Here is a 17,082-nt window from a genome sequence, read left to right on the forward strand (position 1 = left end):
CGCCCCGGAGCTCCCGGGGCGGGGGTTTTCGCGTTTCAGGGCCGGCGCTTGAGGGGCCGGGCCTAGACCGCGCCGCCGGCGGCGACCCGGGCCTTGTGCGCGGCGAGGCTCGCCTCGAATGTCGTGAGATAGCTCGTCGAGCGTTCAAACTCGCGCTTGAAATCGAGATAGTCGGCGCAGCGCCGGCCGCGCTCGCGGCAATCGAGCATGAGCTCCTCGCCGACCTGATACTCGAGCGCGAGGCGCCCGGTCGCGCCGGGGTCGACGGTGCAGCCGGCGGCGGCGAGGAGGGCAAGAAGGGCGAGCGGCGGGCGGGTCATGCGAGGATCTCCGGAGGGCTGTCGGGCCGCACCCTAGAGCCGCGCCCGGGCGCGCGCAAGGCGGCGCGGCCGGGCGCGGCGATCAGCGCGCGGCGCGGCGGAACGGCACCACCACCGCCGGCGCGGGCTGGCGAAACTCGGCGCGGTCGAAGTGCCAGCCATGCGCGACGAGCCGGGCGCCGAGATCCTCGGGCGCGATCTTGCGGTATCGGTTCGCCATGACCGCCGATTTCCAGCCGCCGAGATCCATGAGCGCGCCGAAATCGCGGGTCGCGGCATAGTACCAGGTCGCCCAGGTATGGCGCAGGACATGCGGCGTCACCCGGCGCGGGTCGAGCCCGGCGGCGGCGACCGCGCGCTCGAGCGCGCCCTTGATCTGGCCCCCGTGCGCGCCGGTCACGACATAGGCCCGCCCCTTCGGGGTGCGGCAGATCCGGCCGGCCTCCGGCAACCCGCCCTCGAGGATCATCGCCAGCGCCCGGCCGGGGAAGCGGATCATGCGCGCCTCGCCGTTCTTGGTCTTGGCGAGGAACGCCTCGCCGGTCGCCTCGTAAAGATCGCCGCGCTCGAGCGTGAGCGCCTCGCCGGTCCGCGCGCCGCCGCCGAGCAGGATCGCCACGGGCCGCAGGATATGCGGCACATGGGCACGGATCTCGGCGATCAGCCGCTCGGCCTCCTCCGGCGTGATCCAGTCGAGCCGGGCGAGCCCGGTGCCGCGGCGGCGGAACCGGCGCGGCGCACAAAGCCCGTCCTCGGCGGCCATGTTCACCACCGCGGAGATCGGCGTGATCAGTTGCCGGGTGATCGTCGCCGGCGCGGCCTCGGGATAGAGCGCGCGCGCTGCGGCGTTCACCGCCTCGGCATCGACCTCGGCGAGGAGTTTCGCGGGGCCGAAATGCTCGAGGATCCGGCTCAAATAGCGGCCCTCGCCGCCCGTTTCGAGATAGGCGAGCGCGGCCTCGGCAAAGGTTACGGTCGCCTTGCGGCCGAGGGTCGCGCGCTCGAGGAGCTCGGTCTCGCGGCGGATCCTCTTGGCGTCCGCGAGCCGGCGTTGATCAGTTCCAGTGCTCTCGTATATGCGCGCTCCCGCGACGGTGCCGCGCAGGATCCAGTTTCCCTTTCCGCCGCGGCGGAAGATCGTGAGCCCCATTGTTCCTCTCCCTTGACGAAGGCGGCCGCGAGATCGGCCGGGCGATACAGGATCCGGACCCGGCCGCGGACCCGGAGCGCCGGCAGGGCGCCCTCGGCGCGGGCGGCGTCGAGCCCGGCGCGCGAGGTGCGGATCCCGCGCGCGGCGAGCCAGGCGACCGCCTCCTCGGTCGTGAGCCGCTCCTCGGCGAGGGCGGCGAGCGGGTCGGCGACCGGCGCGGGCCTCATGTCCGCCCCCGCGCGATCGCCGCCAGGGCGCCGAGCGCCGGCAGACCGAGCGGCCAGCCCCAGAGCGTCACCGCGACCGGGTCGAGGGCGGAGGGCGCCGCGCCGGTCAGCGCGAGCCGGCCCGCCGCGCCGAGCGAAAAGGCGATGAAGAGCGCCGCGCCGGCGCCGATCCCGCGCGCCGCCGTTGCGAGCCGCGGCCCGGCCGGGCGGGCGGCGAGAGACAAGATCTTGTGCATGGGTCACCTCCTGCCCCATGCCGCTATCACAGTATAATGTGACAATCAAACTAAAATATCTTCCCGGCGCCATGTCGTTTAATCTCACAAGATACTTGACGATCAACCGCCAGTTGGGCCATAGGCCGGGAAGGGCGACTCTCAAGGTGAAAGAATGTGCAATCAGGGTGAAACATGCGAGCGGGTCCACGCGGCAACGGAGGGATGGGGCGAGGCGGATCTGCGCCGCCTCGCGGCGCGGATCAGGGCCGAGGCGGCCGCTCCTCCTCGACCAGGGCAAGCGCCCGCTCGACCTGATCGGGGCTGAGCCCCTCGAGCGCCTCCTGCAACTCGAGCCGCCCCGGCGTGATCGCGCCGGGGCGGTGCAAGATCCCGATCGGGATCCGAAGAGCATCGCAGACCCGCAAAAGGTTCGCGTAGGAAATCGAGCTCTTGGCGCGCAGGAACGAGCCGAGCCCGTTCACGCTCAACCCCGCGGCGCGGCTGATCTCGGCGGCCGTTGTGTCGCGATAGGCGATCGCGAGGCGCAGGTTTTGCCGCACCGTCGCGAGCCGCGGATCATCTTCCGACATATTGTTTTCTCCCTATCTGTTCGCGCGCTTTCTCTAGCGCATTCTATATCACATTAAAGTGTGTTTCCGCACTTCTGGAAATCCATACCTCTCTGAGGCGTGACAAACACATTAAAAAGTGTTGCGCGCGCCGGATCATCACAATATAAAGTGATCGCCACATTATATTGTGATGAGGAACCATGCAGGCAATCCCGACCCGCCCAGGGCTCCCGAGCCCCGCCGCCTTCCGAGAGTGGCTGACCGAATCAATCCGCGCGACCGGGATCCCGGCCGCGCGGCTCGCGCGCCGCGCCGATCTCTCGCAAAACGCCGTCGCCCGGATCCTCCGCGCTGGCGCCGATCTCTACCTCGGCTCGGCCGAGCGGCTCGAGCGCGAGCTCCGCGCCGAGGCCGCGGCCCAGGGCCTCGCGCTGCCGGCGCTCGCCGAGATCCCGGCCCCGGCCGAAAGCGCGGCGGAGGCCGGCCATGCCTGAGCTCCTCGCCCGCTTCTCCCCGGCCGAGCGCCGCGCGATGGCCGCGCTCTCGCGCGAGACCGGCTTTTCGGCCGAGGATCTCGCCGCGGAAATGGCCGCGGCCTATCTCCGGCTCATCCTCGACGCCCCGAAAGCCTTGCCGGCGCGCCCGCTCCTCGGGCTGATCCGGCGCGCGAAGGCGGCCGCGCATGGCTGACCGCGCCCCCCGCCCCGGCCCCGCCGCCGCCGATCCCCGCGACCGCCTGCCGGCATGGCTCGGCGCCGAGGTCGCGCAATACCTCCTTCACACCGCCGCCGGCGTCCCGATCCGCGCCCTCGCGCGCGCCGCCGGCCTGCCGCCCTCGACCGTCTCGCGCCGCGTCGCCCGGCTCGCCGCGCGCCGTGCCGATCCCGCGATCGACCGCTTTCTCGCCGACCTTGCCGCCCCGCTCGCCGCCTGAGCGGGCCTGACCGAGAGGAGTTTCCCATGACCCCGACCCCGACACCGGCCGCGGATCTCCGCGACCTCGAGCTCGAGCGCGCGGTCCGCGCGATCCTGCCGATCCTCGCCCGCCCCGGCGCCGCGCTCGCCGCCGCGCCGGGCCTCGCCTCGGCCGTGGCCGGGATCGAGGCGCCCGGCGGCGGCTTCGACCCCGTGGCGCCGGTCATGGCGGCCCAGGTCGGCGCGCTGGCCCTCGCCGGGATGATCGCCGCCGAGACCCTCGGCGCGGTGACCCGCTACCGGATCGCCGCGCCGGGCCTCGCCGCTTTGCGCCGGCTCGGCCATGCCGCCCCGGACGTGATCGCCGCGCCGCGCCGCGACCCGCTCGCCGCACTCCTGCGCCCCGCCGCCGGCGGTGCCGCGCTCTCGCCGGCGATGCTCGCCGCCGCCGCAAGGGTCCGGGCCGACTTCGCCCGCTCCGGGCTCCTGCCGATCGAGCTCCTCGCCGAATGGGCCGCCTTCACCTGCGAGGGGGAATGGCCCGGCGATCTCGAGGGGCTCGCCGATGCGACCGCCGCGGCGCGCTCGGCCTTGCGCCGCCGCCTCGCCTATCTCGGCCCGGTGATGGGCGCGGCGCTCGTGCGCGTGGTCTGCCTCTGGCAGGGTCTCGAGGAGTTTGAGAGCGACGCCGGGCTCCCGGCGCGCGCGGGCCGGGTCGTGCTCGGCCTCGCCCTCGAGCGGCTCGGCGCCGCCGAGACGCCCGCCGCCGCGCCCGGCATCCCGGCGGCCGCGCCGCCGCCCGGCCGCGCCCGGCTCCGCGCCGAGGTCATGGCGCGGCCGGCGCCCGAGCGGCTCGACTATTGCCTCGGCCTGCTCGACGCGCTCCTCGGCCCCGACCTGCCCGACCCGGCCGCGTGGCGCCGGCTCGGCCTCGATCTCACCCCCGCCGAGACCCGGCTCCTCGACATGCTCGCCCGGGCGAAGGGCGGGCTCGTGACCCGGGCGCGCCTCCTCGCCGCGCTCCATGCCGGGGCCGGCGATCCCGCCGATCCCGACGCGGTCTCGGGCCATGTCTCGCGGATCCGCCGCAAGATCGCCGCCGCCGGGCTCGCGCTCGCGATCGAGGCCGAGCCCGGCGCCGGCTACCGGCTCAAGGCGCCGGCCGGCGTCGCGCTCCCCGGCGCGGAGGGCCGGGCATGAAACTCTCCGATCTCCGCGCCGCCAATATCGCCCGGCAAGAGCTCTGGCCCGGCCGGGACGAGATCGGCCTCGCGTTCCGCGGCCTCGAGCTCGCGGGCGAGACCGGCGAGCTCTGCAACCTCGTCAAGAAACTCTGTCGGATCCGCGGCGGCATCGCCGGCACACCCGCAAGCGAGGCCGAGGAGGAGCGCCTCCTCGTCGCGATCGAGGAGGAGCTCGGCGACGTGCTGATCGCGCTCGACCTCGCGGCGCTGGATCTCGGGCTCCCGGCCTTCGGCGATCTCGCCGAGATCCGGCGCTGCAACCTGCGCTTTCACGGCGCCGGCCAAAGCCTCCCCGAGCTCGGGCTCGCGCTGTTTCACGCGGTCGCGCGGTTCACCGAGGAGATCGAGGCCGGGCGGCGGATCTGGCGCGATATCCGCGCCGCCGGCGCGGTCGTCGGCGCGCTCGACCTCCTCGCCCGAGACCTCGGGATCACCCTCGGCCCGGTCACCGCCGCGAAGTTTAACCGCACCTCCGAAAAGCTCGGGATCCCGGTCTTTCTCGGCCTCCCCGCACCCCTCAACGAAAAGGACGCTTCCCATGTCGCTTAACAAGGTCCAACTGATCGGCTTTCTCGGCCGCGACCCCGAGATCCGCTCGTTTTCCAACGGCGGCAAGGTCGCCAACCTGCGCCTCGCCACAACCGAGACATGGCGCGACCGCAACACCGGCGAGCGCCGCGAGCGGACCGAATGGCATTCGATCGCGCTTCACGCCGAACACGCGGTCCGCTTCGCCGAGCAATTTCTCAAGAAGGGCGCGCGGGTCTATGTCGAGGGCCAGCTCGAAACCCGCAAATGGCAGGACCAGAGCGGCGCCGACCGCTATTCGACCGAGATCGTGGTCCGCCCCTATGGCGGCGAGATCCAGAGCCTCGACCGCCGGCCGGAGGGCGAGCGCGGCGGCGCCGGCGACCAGGGCGGCGGCTATGGCGCCGGCTCGGGCGGCGGCGCGGGCGGCGGCTATGGCGGCGGATCCGGACCCGGCACCGGCCGCCGCTCCGATCTCGACGACGAGATCCCGTTCTAAGGGCGCGCCGATGGCTGACGATCCCCGCCTCGCCCTCGTGCTCGCGATGCCCTTCGCCGAGATCCTCGACCGCCTGCCGCTCGAGGGGCTCCGGCGCGAGGCCCGCGAGCTCGTCGGCCCCTGCCCGGTTTGCGGCGGCCACGCCAAGCGCGACGCCGACCGCTTCTCGATCAATCCCGACCGCGGCGTCTTTCATTGCCGCGGCTGCCAGGCCGGCGGCGATGGGATCGACCTCGTGCGGCATGTCTTGGGCTGCGACTTCAAGGCCGCGCTCGAGCACCTCGCCGGCAAGGCCCAGGAGGTCGACCCGGCCGAGCGCGCCCGCCGCGCGGCCCGCGCCGCCGCCGCCGAGGCCGAGCGCGCGGCGGCCGAGGAGCGCCACCGCGCCCAGGCGATCGAGGACGCGCGCGCGATCTGGCGACGGGCGCGCCCGGCCGAGGGCTCGCCGGTGACCGATTACCTCGCCCGGCGCGGGATCCGGCTCCCGGTGCTGCCGAAATCGCTGCGCTTCCTGCCCGATCACCCGGCCGTGAAAAAGCTCGGCGGCCGGCTCGTCACCCTGCACCGCGGGCCTTGCATGATCGCCGCGATCCAGGGCGCCGACGATCGCCTCGCGGCCGTTCATCAGACATGGCTCGATCTGTCCCGGCCGGGCGGCAAGGCCGAGATCCGCGACCCGGAGACCGGCGAGGCGCTCCCGGCCAAGATGGTCCGCGGCTCGAAAAAGGGCGGCGCGATCCGCCTCGGCGGCGGCGGCTCGGACCTCCTGATCATGGGCGAGGGGATCGAGACCACGCTCTCGGCGCGGGTGATCGCGCCAATGGGGCCGGCCGTCTATTGGGCCGGGGTCGATCTCGGCAACCTCGCCGGCCGGATGCTGCGGGTGCCGGGCCGGCTCCATTCCGGCGAGCCCGACCTCGCCGACGCCCGCGCCTTCGTGCCGCCGGTCTGGGTCCGCCGGCTCGTGCTGATCCAAGACGGCGACTCGGACCCCGACAAGACCCGCGCGGCGCTCCTCTCTGGGATCCGGCGCGCGCAACAGGCGATCCCCGGCCTCGCGGCCTGGGTCGTCCATCCCGGCGCCGGCCGGGATCTCAACGACATTCTGACGGACGAGGAAAGACAATGAGCAAGGCCGAGACCGTGCGCGAGATCTTCAAGGGCGCGGAGGAGATCCCGCCCGCCGGCGACGTCGCCCCGCACCCCGACCCCTTCGGCCCGGACGGCCCGCCGCCGCTGCCGGAGGAGGAGCCGCTCGAGGCCGCTTGCGCGCTCTATCCCCTGAACGACTACGGCAACGGGCTGCGGTTCACGGCCTATTACGGCGAGGACTGCCTCTTCGCGCCGCGGGTCGGCTGGCATAGCTGGACCGGCAAGGTCTGGCGGCTCGACGAGGACCGGCTCGAGGTCCGGGCGCTGGCGCAGCGCGTTTCCGAGCGGATCCTCGAGGAGGTGCCCTTCGTCGCGCTCGAGGAGCACGAGCGCCGCGCGATCGAGGCCGCCGAGCCCGCGGTCGACGAGCGCGCCGCGCTCGCGCTCAAGGACGAGGTGACCGCGGCCGAGAAAAAGCGCGCCCGCGAGCTCGACCGGATCCTCGAGGAGGCCGCCGAGGCGCGCAAGGCGCTCGGGGTCCGCAAGCGGTCGCACCGGAGCCATGCAAAAGCCTCCGGCAACACCGGGGCGATCAACAACATGTTGACCGAGGCCCAGGTCAAGCGCGCGGTCTCGATCGCCCGCATGAACGACGACCCCCTCATGATCAACACGCTCTCCGGCGTGGTGCGGATCCGCCAGGCGGTCGACCCCCACGCGGCCGAATGGGGCGACGCCACGCCGGTCTGGGGCTACGAGATCCTGCCGCATTCGCGCGATCAGAACATTTCTAAGATCATGCCGGTCGAGATCGACCCGGAAGCGGCCTGCCCGACCTTCGACGCCTTCCTCTGCCGGATCCAGCCCGACCCCGAGATCCGCGAGTTCCTGCAACGCTGGTTTGGCTACACGCTCACCGGCCTCACCGCCGAGCAGAAACTCACGTTCTTTTACGGGGTCGGCCGCAACGGAAAGTCGACGCTCGTCGATTGCATCGCCGAGATCATGGCCGATTATGCGACCACGGTGCCGATCGAGAGCCTCACCGGCTCCGAGCAACGGAAAGGCTCCGACGCGACCCCGGATCTCGTGCGGATCCCCGGCGCGCGCATGGTGCGGGCCTCCGAGCCCGAGCAGGGCCAGCGCATGAAAGAGGCGCTCATCAAGGCATTGACCGGCGGCGAGCCGATCCTGATCCGGCGCATGATGCAGGAATTTGTCGAGGTGAAACCCGAGTTCAAGCTCACGATCCAGGGCAACCACAAGCCCGAGATCCGCGGCGGCGACGATGGGATCTGGCGCCGGGTCGCGCTCGTGCCCTTCGCCGAGCAGATCCCCGTCGAGGAGGTCGACCCGCTCCTGCCGGCGAAACTGCGCGCCGAGCGGTCGGGGATCTTCAACTGGCTTCTCGCGGGCTGCGTCAAATACATGGCGGACGGGCTCCGCGAGCCGGCCTCGGTCACCGAGGCGACGCGGCTCTACCGCGAGGAAAGCGACCCGGTGCGGCTGTTCCTCCTCGAGGAATGCGAGATCACCGGATCGGACGCCGACTTCGTGATCTCGCGCGAGCTCGTCGAGGCGTTCCGGATCTGGCTCGAGGATCGCGGCGACGAGCCCTGGGGCAAGCGTCAAGCCTCGCTGCAAATCCGCGCCCGCGCCGGCGCGTTCAAGCATCCCGAGACCGGCGCGACCTATGCGCCGCTCAAACGCTCCGACACCGGCTATATCGGGATCCGGTTCCGCCCGGCGATCGCCGCCCGGCTCGCCGAGCGCCGCAACCAATGGCCCGGCGAGGTGCGCTGATGGCGGGCGCGCCCGCCCCGAGCCATTGCCAGCTTTGCGCCGAGGCCGGGGTCGCGGCGCCGCCCGAGGGGCCGTTCTGGTTCCGCGCGCCCGGCCTCTGGTCAAAGCTCCCGGCCGCGCGCCGGGTCTATCTGCGGGCCTGCCTCGCCTGCCGCCCCGCCGCCGAGGCGCGCTGGCGCGCGAAGTTCGCGCCCGGATCCCTCTCCGCCGCGCCTCCCGCACCCTCCCGCCCGCCCGCGGCCGGCCGCGGCGTCGCGCCCGCCGCTCCCGCGCCCGCCGCTCCCGCGCCCGGCCAGCCCGACCTCTTCGCGCCGCGCTGACCGGCCCCCGCGCGCGCCCAGGGCCTCGCCGCCCCGGCGCCCGCCCCGCCTCTCCCCGCCCCGACCCGCTCCCCGCCGCCCGGCCCCGCCCGGGCCGGTTCCGCTGCGCCCGCTCGCCGGCCGCCCGCCCCGTCACGGGACCGACGCGGGAGCGAGGAGAGCGGCGGTGCGCGCGCGACGGCCGGGCCGGGCGCCGGCCCCTGCCGCCCCGCACCCCCTGCCACAGGAGGATCCCGCTCTCGGTCCCGCTGATCCCGCAACGGGATTGAGAGCGGGATTGAAACGAGGGCGGGAAGCCGGCGAAAAGATCAGCCTTTCCGCGATGTTGCGCCCCTCGGGCGGGCGCTGCGGGACTGACGGGACCAAGTTTCGGGCAAGGCCCTTACATGGGCGCGGGGGTCTGGGGCGCGGCGAAAATCGTTTCGTATATGGCGCGGGATTTTCGGTCCCTTCAATCCCATTGAGAAATAAAGTGTAGATATAACAGGGCCTTGCGATCCGCGCGGCGAATTTCTCGGCCCCGTTTCGGTCCCGTTTCAATCCCGTTCCGACCCCGGGTCGGTCCCGTGACTTCACAATATATTGTGATATTCTGCCGGAACCGACCTAGATGGAGTGGAGCCCATGCAGATCAGAGACATGCAAACGCCCGGCGCGCTGGTTTCGGCGCTGACACGGGATCTCATCGCGACCGCGGCCATGCGCCGCCAGGCGATCGGCATCGGCGAGGGCGAGCGCGCCGCGCCGGGCCTCGCCGCCGCCCGGGTCGAGCTCCTCGAGCTCACCGAGCGCGGCCGCGCCGGCCGGCCCGAGCGGATCACCGCGCTCGGCCAGCGGACCGCGGTCCGCCGCGTCCCGGCGGTGCTCGCCGGCCTCGGGCGCGAGGATCCCCGGCGCCGCGCGGTCAATGCCTATGCCGGCGCCGTCGAGGGGCTCTCGGCGGCGGCCGGCGCGACGGTCTCGATCGAGGCCGAGATCCGCGGCTCCTCGGCCGTGGTGCCGGATGGTGGCGCGGCGGCCCGGGCGATGCGCGCGGGCCTCGTGCGCGCGGTGCATGGCGTGGTGAACCGCTGGCGATGGGATCGGGCGCGGCGCGCCTATGCGACCGGCCCGGCGCGGCTCGTGCTGGCGCCGCGGCGGGGCAAGGCGCGGCCGATCTCGGCGGTGGAGCTCCTCGACGCGATCGCGGTCGAGGGGCTCGGCATGGCCGAGATCCTGCGCCGCCACGGATGGAGCGCCCATGCGAAACACGTCAAGGCGCTCACCACGGCCGCCGAGGAGATCCTCGACCTCCTCGCCCAGGAGTTCGGGATCGGCGAGGCCCGGGCTTAATGTTATCGGGAGCGGTTTTTCTGGACGGCTCGTGTCATGCCCGGCTATCCATTCGGGCATCGTCGCGGAGTTCCGGGCGGAAGCTGCTCCCGCTCCTCCCTGTCGGGCGCCCGTCGAGCTCCGCGACGCCTTGCCACCCCTCCTGCCCCCGAGGTCGCCATGCCGCGCCATGACCCGCGCCCGTGGCGCCACCTCTACAAGACCGCGGCATGGCGCCGCCTCGCCGCCGCGCAGAAGGCGCGCGCGCCGCTCTGCGCCGCCTGCCTCACGCGCGGCTTTGCGAATGACGGCTCGCTCACCTCGGCCGGCGCGCCGCAGCCCGACCCGCGCCGGCGCTTTCTCGTCGCCGATCACCGGATCCCGCACCGCGGCGACGTGGCGCTGTTTCACGATCCCGACAATTTGCAAACCCTCTGCCCCGATGACCACGACCGCAACAAGCAACGCGAGGAGGTCCGCGGCTATTCCGAGGAGCGCGGCGCCGATGGCTGGCCCCTCGACCCGCGCCACCCGGCCAACCGCTGATCCGATCCCGACCGCCGCGCGACCCCGGGGGGAGGGGCGCGGACGCGACCCGATGGCCCAGGGACCGGAGTGGGAGCCTTTCTGTGCGCAATGCCGAAATTGAATAGAGTTCTCCACCGCTCATGGTGGGCACGAGGCCCGAACGGATCCGCGATCCGTCTAGCCGGGGCGAGGAGGCAAGGGCTCCGCCGACCCCCGGACCCAAACGAGAGGATCCGCGATGAAAGGACGCCGCCCGGACGGCGCCGGTGCAGTCGTCCCGATGCGGGAGGACGGCGCGGCCCCGCATAACCTCGAGGAGCGCGCCCGCGCCCGGATGCTCGAGCTCGAGCCCGAGGATCTCAACCCCGATCACCGCGAGATCTACCGGCGCCTCGCGCTGCCGCTGTGCCACCCGACCCGCGACCGCCTCAACGAGGCCAATGCCTTCATGTTTCACCAGCTCGTGCGGGTCGTCGCGCGGCATGAAAAGCTCCTCATCGCGATCGAGGACGGCGAGACCTACACCACGAAAACACGCGACGGCGAGCAACAGAAAACCCGCCCCGAGGTCGCCCAGGTCAACGAGACCTTCCGCCAGATCCGCGCCCTCGCCGGCGAGTTCGGCATGACCCCGGCGACCGAGCGGAGCCTCTCCGCCGGCGGCCAGCTTGGCTTTCAGTTCCCCGACGCCGGGGGCTATCTCACATGAGCGCGGAGGATCGGATCCGCGCCGCCGCGGATCCGGTCACCGCCTGGGCCGAGGCGGTCACCGCCGGCGAGATCATCGCCGGCCCCCATGTCCGCGCCGCCGCCGCGCGGCACTTGCGCGACCTCGCCGAGGGGCCGGGCCGCGGTCTCGTCTGGGATCTCGCCGCCGCGCGCCACGCGATCGAGTTCTTCCCGAAGATGCTGCGCCTCAACGGCGGCCAATTCGAGGGGCGGCCGTTCCGGCTGCACTCATCCCAGGCGTTCCGGATCGGCGCGCTCTTCGGCTGGAAATGGGCCGAGGATCACCCCGACCCGGATCTCCGCGGCCTGCGCCGGTTCCGCCGCTTCTACGACGAGGAGGGCAAGGGCAACGGCAAGTCGCCGCTGATCGCCGGGATCGGGCTTTACATGATGGTCGCGGACGGCGAGGCCCGGGCCGAGATCTACGCCGCCGCCTCGAAAAAGGACCAGGCGCAAGTTCTGTTCCGCGACGCGGTCGCGATGCGCGACCAGTCGCCGGCGCTCGCCCGCGTGGTCACCAAGCAGGGCGAAAACCCGGTCTGGCAAATGACCTACCGCGGCCGCGACGGCGGCAACCGCTTCTTTAAGCCGATCAGCGCCGAGGGCGGTCAATCCGGCCCGCGGCCGCATTGCGCGCTGACCGACGAGGTCCACGAGCACCCCAACCGCGACGTGATCGACATGCTCGAGCGCGGCTTCAAGTTCCGCCGGCAACCCTTGCTCGTGATGGCCACGAATAGCGGCACCGACCGGACCGGCATTTGTTGGGAGGAGCATCAACACGCGGTCAACGTGGCGACCGGCGTCACCGACGACGACGCGACCTTTGCCTTCGTCTGCTCGCTCGACGAGGGCGACGATTGGGAAAACGATCCCTCCTGCTGGATCAAGGCCAACCCCTTGCTCGGCGAGACGATCACCGAGGCGTTTCTCGCCGGCGAGGTCAAGAAGGCGCGGATGATGCCGGGCAAGAGGAACGGCATCGCCCGGCTTCATTTCTGCCAGTGGACGCAATCGGTCACCGCCGCGATCCGGCGCGAGACCTGGGTCAACGCCCGCGGCGAGGTCGATCCCGACGCGCTCACCGCGAAGGGCTTCCCCTGCTTCGGCGGGCTCGACCTTTCCCAGGTCCGCGATTTCTCGGCGCTGACGCTGACATGGATCACCGACGCGACCAAGGACGCCGAAAAGCTCGTCTCGAAAACATGGTTCTGGACCCCGGGCGACACGATCCTCGACCGCGCCGCGCGGGACCAGGCGCCCTATGATCTCTGGGTCGATCAGGGCCATATCGAGGCGGTGCCGGGCGACCGGCTCAAATACGCTTGGCTCGCCGACGCGATCGGCCGGATCAACGCGCGCTTCGCGCCCGTGGCGATCGGCTGCGACCAATACGGGCTCGAGCGGCTCACCGAAAACCTCACCGAGCTCGGGATCTCGATCCCGGCCGAGATCCACCCGCAAGGCTATCAAAAGCGGATCCTCGAGAAAGACCCGGGCGCGCCCGAGGGCGAGAAAGAGATCTATCTCTGGATGCCCGACTCGATCAACAAGCTCGAGGAGGCGCTCGGCGACGGCCGGCTCACGGTCGCGCAAAACCCGCTCCTCGACTCGATGGCGGCCGCGGTCACCTATGCCGAAAACCGCACCGGTCATCGCATGTTCGACAAGGAGCGCGCGCATGGCCGGATCGACGGCATGGTCTCGCTCGCAATGTCAGTGGGTCTGGCGCTCTGCCGCGAGCGCGCGACCGAAACCTCGCCCTGGGCCGACCCGGGCTTTTCCTTGGAGCACTCGCTATGGGATTGAAAGACCTCCTCTCGGGCGGCCGCCGGCGCGCGGCCGCCGCGGCCGAGGCCGAGCTCCGCGCCGCGGTCACCTTCGACCCCGGCCTTGCGCCGCTCCTCCAGATCCTCGGCACCGAGGGGCTCTCCGATAGCGTGACGTTTACCGAGGCGCTCTCGCTGCCGCCGGTGTTCGCGGCGATCAACTTCCTCGCCCAGGCGCTCTCGACGCTGCCGGTCAAGGTCTATGCGCGCCGGCCCGAGGGCCAGGCCGACACCGCGGTCGAGCACCCGGTCGCGGCGCTTCTCGGCGAGGCGGCCAATGATACGCTCACCGGCCACGAGTTCCGCCGGATGCTGTTTTCCGAAGTGTTCGGGCCGGGGCGCGGCTATGCCTATCTCGAGCGCGACCGCAAGGGCGACGTGATCAACCTGTTTCCGCTGGAATACGAGCGGACCGCGGTCCGCCGCGATGGCGCGGGCCGGATCTTCTACGATTACAGCCGGTCGGACGGCTCGGCGGTGACCTACCCGGCCCGGGACGTGATCGACCTCGCCTTCATGCGCCGCGCCGACTATGTCTCCTCGCGCAACCCGGTTCTGACCTGCGCCGGGGCGATCCGCCAGGGCCTCAACGCCTCGCGCTACGCGCTCACGGTGTTCGGCCGCAACGGGATCCCGCCTTACGTTCTCGAGGGCGCCATGCCCTCGGGCGACGCGGCGCGGCGCGCCTCCGACGATATCGCCAAGGTGGCGCGGCGCTCGGCCGAGGAGGGCAAGCCGATCCTGCCCTTGCCGGCCGGCTTCAAGCTCTCGCGGCTCGGCGACGACCCGGACAAGATGCAGTTGACGCCGGTGCAGGTGTTCACGGTGCAACAGGTGGCGCGGATCTACGGCCTCCCGCCGGTCTTTCTGCAAGAGCTCTCGACCGGCACCTATTCCAACACCGAGCAACAGGACTTGACCCTCGTCAAGCACACGCTCGCCGGCCGGGTCGCCCAGGTCGAGGCCGAGCTCTCGCTCAAGCTCTTCGGCCGCGGCGCGAAACTCTACGTCAAGCACGATCTCGACGCGCTGGCGCGCGGGCTCTTCAAGGACCGCACCGAGGCGCTCGCCCGGGCGGTCAATTCCGGGCAACTCACGCCCAACGAGGCGCGCGAGCGCCACGGCCTCGGCCCGCTCGCCGGCGGCTCCGAGCTCTTCATGCAATCCGGCACCCTGCCGATCGGCCTCCTCGTCGACAAGATCACCGCCGAGATCGCGCGCGGCGCCGCCGCGCCCGCCCCTTCTGACCCTGCCAGCCCGGGAGACCCGACATGACCGACCGCGAGATCCGCCTTTTCGCGCAGCCCCTCGAGCTCCGCGCCGCCGCGCCCGACGCCCCGGTGACGGTCGTCGGCTATGCCGCTGTGTTCAACCAGGCGACCGCGATCGGCGATATGTTCGAGGAGGTGATCGCGCCCGGCGCCTTCACCGAGGCGCTGCGCCGCGGCGACGATGCCGCGTTCCTGATCAACCACGAGGGCTTGCCGCTGGCGCGGACCTCCTCCGGAACGCTCAAGCTCGCCGAGGACAGCCGCGGGCTCCGGATCGAGACCGATCTCGACCCCGCCGACCCGGACGTCGCGCGGATCCTGCCGAAGATGCGCCGCGGCGATCTCACGAAAATGTCCTTCGCGTTCCGGGCGACCCGCCAGGAATGGGAGGACCGCGACCCGCTGCCGCGGCGCACGATCCTCGAGGTCGAGCTCTTCGACGTCTCGATCGTCACCGATCCGGCCTATGCCGGGACCGAGATCGGCCTCCGCGCGATGGCGGCCGCGCTCGGCCGCGCCTCCCGCTCGGCCGCCACGATCGCCGCGCGCATGGCCCGCAAGGCCCGCCTCGCGCGCCTCGCCGGCTGACCGCCGCCCCGCGGTCTGACGGGCCGCCGCCGCGCGCCCGATCATCACAATATATTGTGATATGACCGATATAACGTGACCAAGAGGCGCCGGTCACCCCGCGCCCGGCCCGGCCCCGCCGGCCCCTTTCCCGCCCCCCAATCCCGAAACAACCGCGCCCCCTTCGGGGGAGGGGCGCCCCCTTTCCGAGAGGATCCCATGACCAAGCAACTCCGCGAAGAGGCCATGCGCCTCGAGACCGAGGCGCGCGCCAAGCTCGCCGAGGCCCAGAAAGACGGCACCCCGGCCGACCGCGCCGCGGCGCTCGAGGCCGAGTTCGATGCGCTGATGGACAAGCGCGACGGGCTCGTGAAAAAGGCCGAGCGCCAGGACCGCGCCGATGCCGCCGCCCGCGACGCCGAGGCGCACGAGGAGCGCGAGGCCCGCGCCGCCCGCGAGGGCCGCCGCCCGGATGCCGCCCGCGCCGGCTTCGCGCCCGAGACCGCCGCGCCCGACGAATACCGCGGCCATTTCGCCGCCCTCCTCGCCGCCGGCGGCGACATGTCGGCGCTCTCGACCGAGGCCCGCGACGCGCTCCGCGCCGGCTTCGTCAAGCCCGAGGGCCGGGCGCAATCGGCCGCGACCGGCGCCGCCGGCGGCTACACGGTGCCGACCACGCTCGCCAGCTTCATCAACATCGCGATGGCCGCGCATGGCCCGATGTGGGACGGCGCGGTCGCGAGCGAGCTCGTCACCCCCTCCGGCGAGACGATCACGATCCCCGGCGTCGATGACACCGCCGAGGAGGCGGCCGCCCATACCGCGGGCGCCGATCTCGCCGACGACGCCTCCGGCGACGTCACGGTCACGAAAGAGGATCTCGGATCGTTCACCCGCTCGACCCCGTGGATCAAATGGGCCTTTGAGCTCGCCCAGGACTCGGGCTTCTCCTGGGAAGCCCTCCTCGGCCGGCTGATCGGCGAGCGCCTCGGCCGCACCGCCAACCGGCTCCTCACGGTCGGCACCGGCACCGGCGAGCCCCTCGGCTTCGTTCCGGGCGCGGCGGTGGGCAAGACCGCGGCCTCGAATGCCGCGATCACCTTCGACGAGATCTTCGACCTCGTGCATTCGGTCGATCCGGCCTATCGCGCCGGCCCGCGGGTCCGGTTCCAGATGCACGACCAGAGCGTGAAGGCGCTCCGGAAGATCAAGGACACGACCGGAAACTACCTCTGGAAGGACGGCGACGTCACCAAGGGCCTGCCGCCCTCGCTCGCCGGCTATCCGGTCTCGTTCAATCAGGCGATGGACCAGATCGCGGCCTCGAAAAAGCCGATCGCCTTCGGCGATTTCGGCCAATACTACGTCCGCAAGGTCGGCGCGCCGGTGATCGGCGTCGCGCGGGAAAAGTTCTTCCCGAACATCGGCATCGCCGGCGTCGCCCGCTTCGACGGCGCCCCGGGCCTTGCCGGCGCGATCAAGACCCTCGCGACCCCGGCCTGATCCGGATCGCGACGGGGAGGGCGGCGCCGCCGCCCTCTCCGCTTCCTCCCTCTGACATGGAGACGCTCGCATGAGCAAGAACCAAACCTTGCTGGCGGTCGTGAACGCCGGCGCCGTCGATTTCACCCTCACCGAGGGCCAGGAGATCACGCTCGCCGCCGAGGCCGCCGCCGACCTCGTCCGCGCCGGCTACGCCGTGCCGGCGAAAAAGGGCCTCACGCTCGCCGAGGCCAAGCGCCAGGCGGAGGCGCATGTCGCCGCGCTTGCCGCCGAGGCCGCCGCCGCCGAGGCCGCCGAGGCCGCCGCCCGCGCCGCCGCCGCCGAGGCCGAGGCCGAGGCCGCTGCCGCCGCGGCGGTGTCCGATCCTGCCGCCCCGGCCCCGACCGCGCCCGAGGCCCGGCCCGATCCCGCCGATGCCGCCGCCACCGATCCCGGCGCCGCGCCCGCCGCCTGATC

The 17,082-nt window shown here is 72.2% G+C and carries 21 protein-coding genes; 17 read left to right on the top strand and 4 right to left on the bottom strand.

Features of this window, described 5'->3' with window-relative positions:
• Positions 1-62 precede the first annotated feature (62 nt).
• From R5H32_RS15990 to R5H32_RS16005, 4 genes are all read right to left on the bottom strand, one after another.
• Positions 63-320 carry a hypothetical protein gene (locus tag R5H32_RS15990; RefSeq protein WP_318339691.1) on the bottom strand — a complete coding sequence of 86 codons (258 nt, stop codon included), beginning with the start codon at positions 318-320 and terminating at the stop codon, positions 63-65.
• A gap of 82 nt (positions 321-402) precedes the next feature.
• A complete protein-coding gene (locus tag R5H32_RS15995) occupies positions 403-1,470 on the bottom strand; it encodes a site-specific integrase (RefSeq protein ID WP_318339692.1) in 1,068 nt (355 codons plus the stop codon).
• A 223-nt stretch (positions 1,471-1,693) separates the two neighbouring features.
• Positions 1,694-1,933, bottom strand: coding sequence for a hypothetical protein (locus R5H32_RS16000; RefSeq protein ID WP_318339693.1), 240 nt, complete (start codon positions 1,931-1,933; stop codon positions 1,694-1,696).
• Between the two features lie 242 nt (positions 1,934-2,175).
• A complete protein-coding gene (locus R5H32_RS16005) occupies positions 2,176-2,505 on the bottom strand; it encodes a helix-turn-helix domain-containing protein (protein ID WP_318339694.1) in 330 nt (109 codons plus the stop codon).
• 182 nt (positions 2,506-2,687) lie between these two features.
• On the opposite strand from R5H32_RS16005, the gene R5H32_RS16010 reads away from it, so the two are divergent.
• The 17 genes from R5H32_RS16010 (at position 2,688) to R5H32_RS16090 (ending at position 17,080) form a co-directional block, all read left to right on the top strand.
• Entirely contained in the window at positions 2,688-2,981 is a 294-nt protein-coding gene (locus R5H32_RS16010; RefSeq protein WP_318339695.1) for a hypothetical protein, read from the top strand.
• Complete coding sequence (locus tag R5H32_RS16015; protein WP_318339696.1) at positions 2,974-3,177, top strand: hypothetical protein; 204 nt, start codon at positions 2,974-2,976, stop codon at positions 3,175-3,177. The genes R5H32_RS16010 and R5H32_RS16015 overlap by 8 nt, the downstream gene beginning before the upstream one ends.
• On the top strand, positions 3,170-3,421 hold the full coding sequence (locus tag R5H32_RS16020; RefSeq protein WP_318339697.1) for a helix-turn-helix domain-containing protein: 252 nt from the start codon (positions 3,170-3,172) through the stop codon (positions 3,419-3,421). Before R5H32_RS16015 ends, R5H32_RS16020 begins: the two co-directional genes overlap by 8 nt.
• Positions 3,422-3,447: 26 nt before the next feature.
• Complete coding sequence (locus tag R5H32_RS16025; protein WP_318339698.1) at positions 3,448-4,602, top strand: DUF6456 domain-containing protein; 1,155 nt, start codon at positions 3,448-3,450, stop codon at positions 4,600-4,602.
• Positions 4,599-5,195, top strand: a complete 597-nt coding sequence (locus R5H32_RS16030; protein ID WP_318339699.1) for a hypothetical protein — start codon at positions 4,599-4,601, stop codon at positions 5,193-5,195. The genes R5H32_RS16025 and R5H32_RS16030 overlap by 4 nt, the downstream gene beginning before the upstream one ends.
• Positions 5,185-5,673, top strand: coding sequence for a single-stranded DNA-binding protein (ssb, locus tag R5H32_RS16035; protein WP_318339700.1), 489 nt, complete (start codon positions 5,185-5,187; stop codon positions 5,671-5,673). Before R5H32_RS16030 ends, ssb begins: the two co-directional genes overlap by 11 nt.
• 10 nt (positions 5,674-5,683) lie before the next feature.
• Complete coding sequence (locus tag R5H32_RS16040; protein ID WP_318339701.1) at positions 5,684-6,802, top strand: CHC2 zinc finger domain-containing protein; 1,119 nt, start codon at positions 5,684-5,686, stop codon at positions 6,800-6,802.
• Positions 6,799-8,568, top strand: coding sequence for a phage/plasmid primase, P4 family (locus R5H32_RS16045; protein WP_318339702.1), 1,770 nt, complete (start codon positions 6,799-6,801; stop codon positions 8,566-8,568). Before R5H32_RS16040 ends, R5H32_RS16045 begins: the two co-directional genes overlap by 4 nt.
• Positions 8,568-8,888 carry a hypothetical protein gene (locus tag R5H32_RS16050; protein WP_318339703.1) on the top strand — a complete coding sequence of 107 codons (321 nt, stop codon included), beginning with the start codon at positions 8,568-8,570 and terminating at the stop codon, positions 8,886-8,888. The genes R5H32_RS16045 and R5H32_RS16050 overlap by 1 nt, the downstream gene beginning before the upstream one ends.
• A gap of 624 nt (positions 8,889-9,512) precedes the next feature.
• Positions 9,513-10,220: a hypothetical protein gene (locus R5H32_RS16055; RefSeq protein ID WP_318339704.1), complete on the top strand. Its 708-nt coding sequence runs from the start codon at positions 9,513-9,515 to the stop codon at positions 10,218-10,220.
• A 159-nt stretch (positions 10,221-10,379) separates the two neighbouring features.
• The gene (locus tag R5H32_RS16060) at positions 10,380-10,745 is read left to right on the top strand and encodes an HNH endonuclease (protein ID WP_318339705.1); all 366 of its coding nucleotides are present in this window, start codon (positions 10,380-10,382) and stop codon (positions 10,743-10,745) included.
• A gap of 220 nt (positions 10,746-10,965) precedes the next feature.
• Positions 10,966-11,436, top strand: a complete 471-nt coding sequence (locus R5H32_RS16065) for a P27 family phage terminase small subunit (RefSeq protein WP_318339706.1) — start codon at positions 10,966-10,968, stop codon at positions 11,434-11,436.
• Positions 11,433-13,265, top strand: a complete 1,833-nt coding sequence (locus tag R5H32_RS16070) for a terminase large subunit (protein WP_318339707.1) — start codon at positions 11,433-11,435, stop codon at positions 13,263-13,265. Before R5H32_RS16065 ends, R5H32_RS16070 begins: the two co-directional genes overlap by 4 nt.
• Entirely contained in the window at positions 13,256-14,560 is a 1,305-nt protein-coding gene (locus tag R5H32_RS16075) for a phage portal protein (protein ID WP_318339708.1), read from the top strand. The genes R5H32_RS16070 and R5H32_RS16075 overlap by 10 nt, the downstream gene beginning before the upstream one ends.
• On the top strand, positions 14,557-15,144 hold the full coding sequence (locus R5H32_RS16080; RefSeq protein ID WP_318339709.1) for an HK97 family phage prohead protease: 588 nt from the start codon (positions 14,557-14,559) through the stop codon (positions 15,142-15,144). The genes R5H32_RS16075 and R5H32_RS16080 overlap by 4 nt, the downstream gene beginning before the upstream one ends.
• A gap of 198 nt (positions 15,145-15,342) precedes the next feature.
• Entirely contained in the window at positions 15,343-16,626 is a 1,284-nt protein-coding gene (locus R5H32_RS16085; RefSeq protein WP_318339710.1) for a phage major capsid protein, read from the top strand.
• A gap of 70 nt (positions 16,627-16,696) precedes the next feature.
• Entirely contained in the window at positions 16,697-17,080 is a 384-nt protein-coding gene (locus R5H32_RS16090; protein WP_318339711.1) for a hypothetical protein, read from the top strand.
• Positions 17,081-17,082: the final 2 nt, after the last annotated feature.

This window comes from Defluviimonas sp. D31, from assembly GCF_033436765.1.
Lineage (GTDB): Bacteria > Pseudomonadota > Alphaproteobacteria > Rhodobacterales > Rhodobacteraceae > Albidovulum.

Bases quoted from the DNA above. Each gene is read 5' to 3' on its own strand.
- R5H32_RS15995 (WP_318339692.1), bottom strand. From the start codon at position 1,470: ATGGGGCTCACGATCTTCCGCCGCGGCGGAAAGGGAAACTGGATCCTG.
- R5H32_RS16015 (WP_318339696.1), top strand. From the start codon at position 2,974: ATGCCTGAGCTCCTCGCCCGCTTCTCCCCGGCCGAGCGCCGCGCGATG.
- R5H32_RS16040 (WP_318339701.1), top strand. From the start codon at position 5,684: ATGGCTGACGATCCCCGCCTCGCCCTCGTGCTCGCGATGCCCTTCGCC.
- R5H32_RS16010 (WP_318339695.1), top strand. From the start codon at position 2,688: ATGCAGGCAATCCCGACCCGCCCAGGGCTCCCGAGCCCCGCCGCCTTC.
- R5H32_RS15990 (WP_318339691.1), bottom strand. From the start codon at position 320: ATGACCCGCCCGCCGCTCGCCCTTCTTGCCCTCCTCGCCGCCGCCGGC.
- R5H32_RS16070 (WP_318339707.1), top strand. From the start codon at position 11,433: ATGAGCGCGGAGGATCGGATCCGCGCCGCCGCGGATCCGGTCACCGCC.
- R5H32_RS16045 (WP_318339702.1), top strand. From the start codon at position 6,799: ATGAGCAAGGCCGAGACCGTGCGCGAGATCTTCAAGGGCGCGGAGGAG.
- R5H32_RS16005 (WP_318339694.1), bottom strand. From the start codon at position 2,505: ATGTCGGAAGATGATCCGCGGCTCGCGACGGTGCGGCAAAACCTGCGC.
- R5H32_RS16030 (WP_318339699.1), top strand. From the start codon at position 4,599: ATGAAACTCTCCGATCTCCGCGCCGCCAATATCGCCCGGCAAGAGCTC.
- R5H32_RS16060 (WP_318339705.1), top strand. From the start codon at position 10,380: ATGCCGCGCCATGACCCGCGCCCGTGGCGCCACCTCTACAAGACCGCG.
- R5H32_RS16050 (WP_318339703.1), top strand. From the start codon at position 8,568: ATGGCGGGCGCGCCCGCCCCGAGCCATTGCCAGCTTTGCGCCGAGGCC.
- ssb (WP_318339700.1), top strand. From the start codon at position 5,185: ATGTCGCTTAACAAGGTCCAACTGATCGGCTTTCTCGGCCGCGACCCC.
- R5H32_RS16000 (WP_318339693.1), bottom strand. From the start codon at position 1,933: ATGCACAAGATCTTGTCTCTCGCCGCCCGCCCGGCCGGGCCGCGGCTC.
- R5H32_RS16025 (WP_318339698.1), top strand. From the start codon at position 3,448: ATGACCCCGACCCCGACACCGGCCGCGGATCTCCGCGACCTCGAGCTC.
- R5H32_RS16020 (WP_318339697.1), top strand. From the start codon at position 3,170: ATGGCTGACCGCGCCCCCCGCCCCGGCCCCGCCGCCGCCGATCCCCGC.
- R5H32_RS16075 (WP_318339708.1), top strand. From the start codon at position 13,256: ATGGGATTGAAAGACCTCCTCTCGGGCGGCCGCCGGCGCGCGGCCGCC.
- R5H32_RS16085 (WP_318339710.1), top strand. From the start codon at position 15,343: ATGACCAAGCAACTCCGCGAAGAGGCCATGCGCCTCGAGACCGAGGCG.
- R5H32_RS16055 (WP_318339704.1), top strand. From the start codon at position 9,513: ATGCAGATCAGAGACATGCAAACGCCCGGCGCGCTGGTTTCGGCGCTG.
- R5H32_RS16090 (WP_318339711.1), top strand. From the start codon at position 16,697: ATGAGCAAGAACCAAACCTTGCTGGCGGTCGTGAACGCCGGCGCCGTC.
- R5H32_RS16065 (WP_318339706.1), top strand. From the start codon at position 10,966: ATGAAAGGACGCCGCCCGGACGGCGCCGGTGCAGTCGTCCCGATGCGG.
- R5H32_RS16080 (WP_318339709.1), top strand. From the start codon at position 14,557: ATGACCGACCGCGAGATCCGCCTTTTCGCGCAGCCCCTCGAGCTCCGC.